The organism is Oleiphilus sp. HI0117, assembly GCF_001635235.1.
Genome location: NZ_LWGA01000355.1, coordinates 1 through 7,571, shown reverse-complemented (window position 1 = coordinate 7,571; position 7,571 = coordinate 1). Strand labels below are relative to the sequence as shown.

The window sequence follows — 7,571 nt, the reverse complement described above, 5'->3', positions numbered from 1 at the left end:
ACTAGAGAATGACTGGTATATCTTTATTGCAAGTGCAATGACGCATATAAAAGTGAAGTAAGTTTTGCTTGGCATTAAATAAGGCTTGGGTGTTTTTGATCTAGATCATTCAGGTCTAAACCTTAACAAGCTGTAACGTGCCTTAGTGCTCAAACTTGTCTTAATATGTTGATAGGAAAGATAAAACACATTTTAATTTGTTAAGTAATTGGCAGATATAAGATGAAACTTATGTTGGGAACATGTCTGAAGAATTGATTTTTGACACATTTCTGACATATTTTATAAATAATATAGGCGGCCGGAAGACTGTGCTGTATTAACGGTGCTGTATTAACGGCATAACTAATAATAATTTAATCGCTAAGTATATTTAACGAGATTCCAGGATGAGCCTGACTCTCATTAAAATTTTAACAGAAAAAAGGAAGACGAAATGAAAAAGACCCTGATCGCTTCAGCTGTAGCAGCAGCTACTCTATCTACTGGTGTAATGGCAGCAGATAAAGGTATTGAATTCTACGGTGATATCGATGTTGCATATGTACATGCAGATGCTGACGGAAATACTGCCAACGCTGTAATGGATAGTGACTCTACTTTTGGTTTGACTCACTCTCACATGGTTTCTGAAGGCGTAACTGCTTTTGCTAAAGTAGAATTTGAATTCGACGCAGACGAAACTACAGCTGGTATCAACCAGTCTGATGAAATCTATGTTGGTGTTAAAGGTGACTTCGGTTCTGTTCAATACGGTGTTGATGACACAGTATATGAGTGGGTAGACGTAACAGACACTTCTGAGTTTGTTGGCTTAGAAGGCGAATTGGCTGCAGATAGCGAAGTTGAGAACCTACAATATGTTTCTCCTGAGATTGCTGACGGTTTAACTGTTGGTGTAACTTTGCCAGTTGAAAGCAGCTCTGTATTCGCTGGTGCTTTAGCTGCTAAATACGCTATGGATAACCTTGAACTTGCTTTTGCATACTCTATGGGTCGCGAAGAAGCTGGTGTTGAAGCAGAAGATACTATTGGTTTAGGTGCTACTTACTCAATGGATGATATTACTGTAATGCTTGGTTACGAAAGCATGTCAGATACAGTTGATTACATTGGTTTGCAGGGCATGTACACAATGGGTCAGAACCAGTTTGCTCTAGGTTATGGTATGAAGTCTTATGATGGTGCAGAAGACGAAGCGACAATTGCGCTTCAAGCTCTTCATAATGTAACAGATCATTTGTTTGTAGCTCTAGAATACACAACGTCTACTGACCTTGGTGGTGTTGATGGTGCGGATGTTGACGTACTAGCTATCGGCGCTAACTACAGCTTCTAAGTTGTAAGTTTAGAACTAAGCTCTAAAAAGCCGGTGACTTTCACCGGCTTTTTTTTGCCTGAAATTTATGTAAATCAAACGATAAGGTGTTTTGTGCCGAAAGAAATTGAACTAAAACTTAGTGTTGTGGGTGAAAGTCTTGCTGTGCTTGAGAGCTTGGAAGCGTGTTTGAGCAATCAGGGGTTTGTGCTTGAGTTGCAGCGAAAGCCTTTGCAGAATATTTACTATGATACGCCTGATAAGATATTGAACCAGCATCGAATGGCTTTGCGGGTTCGGAAAAAAGGCGATGCTTTTATTCAAACCTTGAAGACCAAGGGGAAGTCGGTAAGCGGTCTAAGTGAACGTGGTGAATGGGAATGGGAATTGGCGGATAACAAGCTAGATATTTCACTTCTAGAGGGCTTGGATGTTTGGCCGGAAGGAATGAATTTGGAAAGTTTAAATGCGGTGTTTGAGACGAACTTTGTTAGGCATCAGGTATTAATTGAATGGCAGGGTAGCGAAATTGAATTAGCTTTTGACCAGGGCGAGGTGTTGTCAAAAGGTAAGTGTCTGCCAATCAAAGAAATTGAGCTAGAGCTAATGTCGGGTGAGGTTGAAGCGCTAAAAAGTTTGGCAGCCGTATTGGGGCAAGCTATTCACTTGAAAGCGTCTGACACGAGTAAAGCCGAGAGAGGCTATTCTTTATTGGCAGCGAGCTAAGTATTTCAGACATACTTGATCAAGCGCATTGAGCTGACATGCTCGCTGCGTTACTTTTCTCAGATAACAATATCGAAAATTGAGAGCTATCTATATGAGCAGTGCTAACATCGCAATCGGTACCCAAGTTGAGAATGTAATTAATCAGTTTCCGGGGTTTATTCAAGCAAGTCTACGTAACGCCTGGCAAGAGTTGAGTGCTTATTATGTTGGCGAAGCATGTTTGGAAGATATTCGCTGGGAAACGCTCGAATGCCCTTGGTCAAAAGACTTTATTCAGAGCATTTTGGATGTATGGTCGCGCAGCGACTATGTTAGAGAGTCCAGTTTAAAGTACCCTGAATGGTTGCATGAGTGGTCGGGCAGCGATTCAGCACTGTTTACTTCAAAGTTGGAAGGGCAATATAAGCGCGATTTAAGTTCACGCTGTAAAGCAGTCAATGATGAAGCTGAATTGATGTCAGTTCTGCGAGTATTTCGTCGCTATGAAATGACGCGGCTTATGTGGCGCGATCTCTTAAGCTTGGTAGAGCTGGAAGAAACACTTTCGGACGTAAGTGCTTTGGCCGATGCAGCGGTTGAAGTTGCTTTGGATGTCTTATACAAACAGCTTTGCGAGCGTTATGGCACCCCTTTTTCTAGAGCAAAAGAGGGCGGTGCACCTATCCCTCAGCACATGCTGGTGTTGGCGATGGGCAAACATGGCGCTTATGAATTAAATGTATCTTCCGATATCGACCTGATTTTTGCCTATCCTGAATCTGGTGAGACCGATCACGCCAAAAAGCCAATTGAAAACCAGCTCTTCTTCACGCGCCTGGGGCAAAGGCTCATCAATGCTTTGGATGCCATGACCTCTGAGGGTTTCGTATTCCGTGTCGATATGCGCTTGCGGCCTTATGGTGATAGTGGCGCATTGGCGATGAACTTCGCTTCCTTTGAAGACTACTATCACAACCAGGGACGGGAGTGGGAACGTTATGCCATGATCAAGGCGCGTATCGTTAATGCCGACGCAAACCCTGAAGCCAGCGCGGCCTTAATGGATATTATTAGCCCTTTTGTTTACCGCAAGTATGCTGATTTTACCTCTGTGCAAGCCTTGCGCGATATGAAGCGTATGATTATGGCTGAAATGCACCGCAAAGGTGGAGAGCAAAATATTAAGCTGGGTGATGGCGGCATTCGAGAGATCGAATTTATTGCCCAGGCCTGCCAATTGATTCATGGTGGCCGAGACGAACGCCTCCAGCAGCAGGGCTTGGTAAGCGTTTATCGTACATTGCAAGAAAATGAATATTTACCCTCGGAATGGGTCGATACTTTATTACTTGCCTATCGACTATTGCGTAATTTGGAGCATGCGATACAAGGCTTGGCAGACCAACAAACCCAGTTAATTCCAGAATCAGAAGAGAGCCGTCAGCGTATTGCTTGGTCGATGAGCTATTCAGACTGGCCAAGTTTAGAGGCAGAGCTGAATGAGCATCGTTCAGCGGTGAGTCAATGCTTTGCCGATTTTCTGCATGACCCTGAAGAAGATGGTGATCAGGAGGAAGCAGGAAGGGCTTGGTTGGCAGCTTGGCTGGCTGAAGAGCGTTCACAGCTTTTGCAGCCAATGTTCCAAGAGGCAGGTTATGAGTCGCCTGCACAGAGTGTTAGTGATTTGGAACAGTTACGAGAGCATCGCTTGTTTACCTTGATGTCACCAGAAGCACGGCAGCGTTTTGAGACTTTTCTGCCCCTATTGCTGGATGAAGCTGCTGAAACCAATAAGCCGTCGCTTACATTGGCGCGCATGCTGGGGCTTGTTAGTTCGATACTGGGTCGCTCAGTTTACTTTGTTCTATTGTATGAGAATACAGGAGCGCTTAAGCAGTTGTGCCGCTTATGTTCAGAAAGCCCGTGGGTGTCTGAACATATTGCTAAAAGTCCGGTTATTCTTGATGAGTTGCTGGATGCCCGAAGTCTATTCCATCCACCGAATCGAGAGCAATTACAAGATGAGCTAAGGCAGCAAATGTTGAGAATTCCAGAGGATGATCTGGAAACTCAAATGAACTGCCTACGAACTTTCAAACAATCTCATATGTTGCGTGTGGCTGCATCGGAGTTAGGTGGACACTTGCCTTTAATGAAAGTAAGTGATTACTTAACATGGTTGGCCGAAGTCCTTCTGGAAGAGTCTTTAGCCATCGCATGGCATAATCTAGTCGTTAAACACGGTGTGCCAAGTGGTTTAAGCAGTGACGAGAAAGGGATTGCTGGCGAAGGTTTTGCCGCAATTGGTTACGGGAAGCTAGGTGGCTTGGAGTTAGGTTATAGCTCTGACCTGGATATGGTCTTTCTCTATGACGCTGATGACTATGGCGTGACATCGGGGCCAAAGTCGATTGATAATCAGGTATTTTATATGCGTCTAGGGCAGAGAATAATTCATATTCTGTCAGCTCAGACAACGCAAGGAATGCTGTATGAGTCAGACATGCGTTTGCGTCCCTCGGGCAATTCTGGAATGTTGGTGTCGTCGCTAGCTGCGTTCAAAAAGTATCAGCAAAATGATGCTTGGACATGGGAACATCAAGCTTTAGTTAGGGCGCGTGGTATTGCGGGTGACCCAAAGCTTATCGAAAATTTTAATCTGGTTCGACGAGACATACTGGCAGCACCCAGAGATGAAGCTGAGCTTAGGGCAGAAGTTAAAGCTATGCGCGAAAAAATGAAGGCTGCCGCCAAAGCGGGAAGTATCAAGCAAGGTGATGGTGGTCTGGTGGATATCGAATTTATCACCCAGTTTGGCGTGTTGAACTTCGCGCACCAAGATTCTAGCTTGATGGACTGGACCGATAATATTCGCATATTAGAGGTTTTAGAGAAGCTGGATTGTTTTGAAGGCATTGATTTATCCGTACTGAGTGCATCCTATCGGGAGCTGCGTTCTGGTTTGCATCGAAATAGCTTGGCTGATGAGGCGGATAAAACAACGATCGCTGATTATGCTGAAACATGCAGCAAGGTAACGGAGATTTGGCAAAAAGTCTTCGTGGCCTAGTGATATTTAAGCAAGATTTTCCTGGCTTAATGCTCTAAAATTAGCACCGTGATTAATTATCAAGTAGTGAATAATGGAAGCTTTTAGAGCCAAATTAGTAGTCTATATCCTTAAATTCTTAGCGAGCCTTGGTTTAAGCAAAGCCCAGGCTCTCGGTCGTTTTATTGGTCGGATTCTATGGATGGGCGACTCCGAGACCACACGTGTCACCAAAGAAAATATCTCGCATTGTTATCCCGAGCTATCAGAAAGCGACCAGAGAGAGCTAACACGGCGCAGTCTACTTGAAACCGGTATGTTATTTGCCGAATTTGGAGTGATGTGGGAATGGCCCACTGAAAAGACTTTGAATTTAATTCGCTCGGTTGAAGGTAAAGAGCACCTTGACGCGATATTTGAAAAGGGTAAAGGAGCGATTGTATTGGCGCCTCATCATGGAAATTGGGAGCTAGTTGGTTTGTATTTATCAACGCTTCGACCGATGGCTGCTCTATACAAACCGCCTAAAATAAAAGCCTTGGAAGAATATATGTCTTCGGTGCGAGGTCGTCATGGTTCTGAGTTAGTGCCAACCAATAGGCGGGGCGTTATTCGTTTGTTTTCTATCCTCTCGGATCAGGGGATGGTTGGTATTCTGCCAGACCAGGTGCCAGGCGGAACGGGCGGTGTTAATGCTCCTTTTATGGGAATAGAGGCTAATACGGTAAAGCTTGTATCTCGCTTGATTGGCCGCACTGGCTGTGAAGTCGTGAGCTTGTGTGCGATTCGCCGTCCCAAAGGGGATGGTTTTGATATGGTGTTCAAACCAGCTGATCCTGAGATATATAGTGACGATATCGCTACATCCGTCGCGGCATTGAATCGCTCAGTTGAAGCATGTATCGAAAGTCATCCCGAACAATACCAATGGGAGTACAAACGCTTTAAAGGGATGACGATAGACGGGCGTAAGGCTTATAGTAAGCTTAACCCATAGATTGGTTTAACGCTGCTATTGAGAATAGCCTTCAATCAAATAATTCCAGTCATTGTGAGTCCACTTTATCCCATGCCTTGTTACTTCCTTTTCAAAGCTGCGTTTTAAGCGCTTCAGATTACTGCTTTTCCAGGCATGCTTTGGCTTTAACATTTTGGCGCGATCAAAGTCGATGAGCCAAAATAAGCCCTCTTCATCTTGCAAAATGTTTTGAATGTTCAGGTCAGCATGATAAACACCCGCTTTGTGGAATCTTGCGATTAAAGCGCCTAATGTGAAATAGAAGTCTTTGCTTTGTACTTGTTTGAGTACTTGCAGTAAGTCTTGTGCATTAGGAATGCGGTGTGTCAGTAAGTCTGCCTGATAATATAGGCCTCTTTTGACTACCTGTGCGGCAGCAGGCTTGGGAACCGGCAAGTTTTGTTGATTGAGTAAACTCAAGATATTGAACTCACTGACAGAACGACTCTTTTGCCAGCCTTTAAAAAGGTAGTGGTCGTTGCTGATTTTACTCATCATGCCGCCGCGCAGATAATGTCTTAACACCAGTGAATGAGACTTGTGTTGGATAAACCAGGTTGTTCCACGTCCAGACTCTTGTCCATTAACGGCATTGAGCTTTTTCCAATAGCCTGATTCAAAGAGCTCGCTGGATATGTCCGAAAAACATTCACTATCATAGAGCCAATAATGCTGGCCGTTTTGAGAGGACTCTATATTCGGCATGATTTCAAGTTCCTTGAATCGTTTGGGTGGCGTTCTAGCTAAGACAATTCTAATTCATACAGGGCGATGGTGTCTCGGCACATTTGTGAAAGAGAGAAGTTTTCTTTGACGAAGGCTGCCGCTTCAATGCCTTGCCTTGTGCGTTCGTCTTTACTGTATGCCAGGGCTCGTTCAATAGCCGCCGCCATAGAACTGGAGTCGCGAGGTTTACACATCAGGCTTTTATAGGGAGGGGAGATTGTCTCCTGACTACCTCCGTGGTTTGTAGCAACTACCATGCGTTGCATCACTTGAGCTTCGCAGGCAGTACGACCGAAGGATTCCGGCTTGACGGAGGCTGAAATTACCAGATCAGCCAGCGCATAGGCTGCTGGCATGTTGTCGAAGTTTCCGGTTAACTTGACGTGAGCTTGCAAACCTTTTTCAGCGATCAAGGCTTCCAGTTCTTGTTTATATGCATCTTTTCCAGGCTCGTCGCCAACGAACAAGCAGTAAAAGTTACGATGGGGCAATTTAGCCAGTGCTTCTATTAGTACTTGATGGCCTTTAATTCGAGTTAGCCTTCCAGGCAGCATGATAATGTTTTTCCCCTCAGGGACTGACCATGCTGTCTTGAGCTGTTTCGCAGCGAGCTGAGCTTCTTCCAGCTCAAACCTATCCAGGTCGATGCCGCGAAAAATCAGCTTGGTCTTAGTGTTGAAGGTGGGGTAGACCTCTTCTATATGCTGTTGTACAAACTTAGAAACAGCGATCACATGCTGGCTTCTAAGCAT

The 7,571-nt window shown here is 44.6% G+C and carries 6 protein-coding genes; 4 read left to right on the top strand and 2 right to left on the bottom strand.

Annotated features, from left to right (window positions below; all coding sequences use genetic code 11):
• The first annotated feature begins 436 nt into the window (after window positions 1-436).
• From A3757_RS04315 to A3757_RS04300, 4 genes are all read left to right on the top strand, one after another.
• Window positions 437-1,339 carry a porin gene (locus A3757_RS04315; RefSeq protein ID WP_068510236.1) on the top strand — a complete coding sequence of 301 codons (903 nt, stop codon included), beginning with the start codon at window positions 437-439 and terminating at the stop codon, window positions 1,337-1,339.
• 93 nt (window positions 1,340-1,432) lie between these two features.
• Window positions 1,433-2,044: a CYTH domain-containing protein gene (locus tag A3757_RS04310; protein WP_068510239.1), complete on the top strand. Its 612-nt coding sequence runs from the start codon at window positions 1,433-1,435 to the stop codon at window positions 2,042-2,044.
• A 94-nt stretch (window positions 2,045-2,138) separates the two neighbouring features.
• Complete coding sequence (gene glnE, locus A3757_RS04305) at window positions 2,139-5,096, top strand: bifunctional [glutamate--ammonia ligase]-adenylyl-L-tyrosine phosphorylase/[glutamate--ammonia-ligase] adenylyltransferase (protein WP_082865324.1); 2,958 nt, start codon at window positions 2,139-2,141, stop codon at window positions 5,094-5,096.
• Between the two features lie 73 nt (window positions 5,097-5,169).
• A complete protein-coding gene (locus A3757_RS04300) occupies window positions 5,170-6,072 on the top strand; it encodes a lysophospholipid acyltransferase family protein (RefSeq protein ID WP_068510241.1) in 903 nt (300 codons plus the stop codon).
• 15 nt (window positions 6,073-6,087) lie between these two features.
• Here the strand turns inward: A3757_RS04300 and A3757_RS04295 are convergent, their stop codons facing one another.
• On the bottom strand, window positions 6,088-6,798 hold the full coding sequence (locus A3757_RS04295) for a 3-deoxy-D-manno-octulosonic acid kinase (RefSeq protein ID WP_068510247.1): 711 nt from the start codon (window positions 6,796-6,798) through the stop codon (window positions 6,088-6,090).
• A gap of 38 nt (window positions 6,799-6,836) precedes the next feature.
• Window positions 6,837-7,571, bottom strand: a 735-nt coding sequence (locus A3757_RS04290; RefSeq protein ID WP_068739214.1) for a glycosyltransferase, incomplete at its 5' end; no start/stop codon positions are given.

Excerpts from the sequence above, each read along its gene's own strand:
- A3757_RS04315 (WP_068510236.1), top strand. The coding sequence starts at position 437 with ATGAAAAAGACCCTGATCGCTTCAGCTGTAGCAGCAGCTACTCTATCT.
- glnE (WP_082865324.1), top strand. The coding sequence starts at position 2,139 with ATGAGCAGTGCTAACATCGCAATCGGTACCCAAGTTGAGAATGTAATT.
- A3757_RS04300 (WP_068510241.1), top strand. The coding sequence starts at position 5,170 with ATGGAAGCTTTTAGAGCCAAATTAGTAGTCTATATCCTTAAATTCTTA.
- A3757_RS04295 (WP_068510247.1), bottom strand. The coding sequence starts at position 6,798 with ATGCCGAATATAGAGTCCTCTCAAAACGGCCAGCATTATTGGCTCTAT.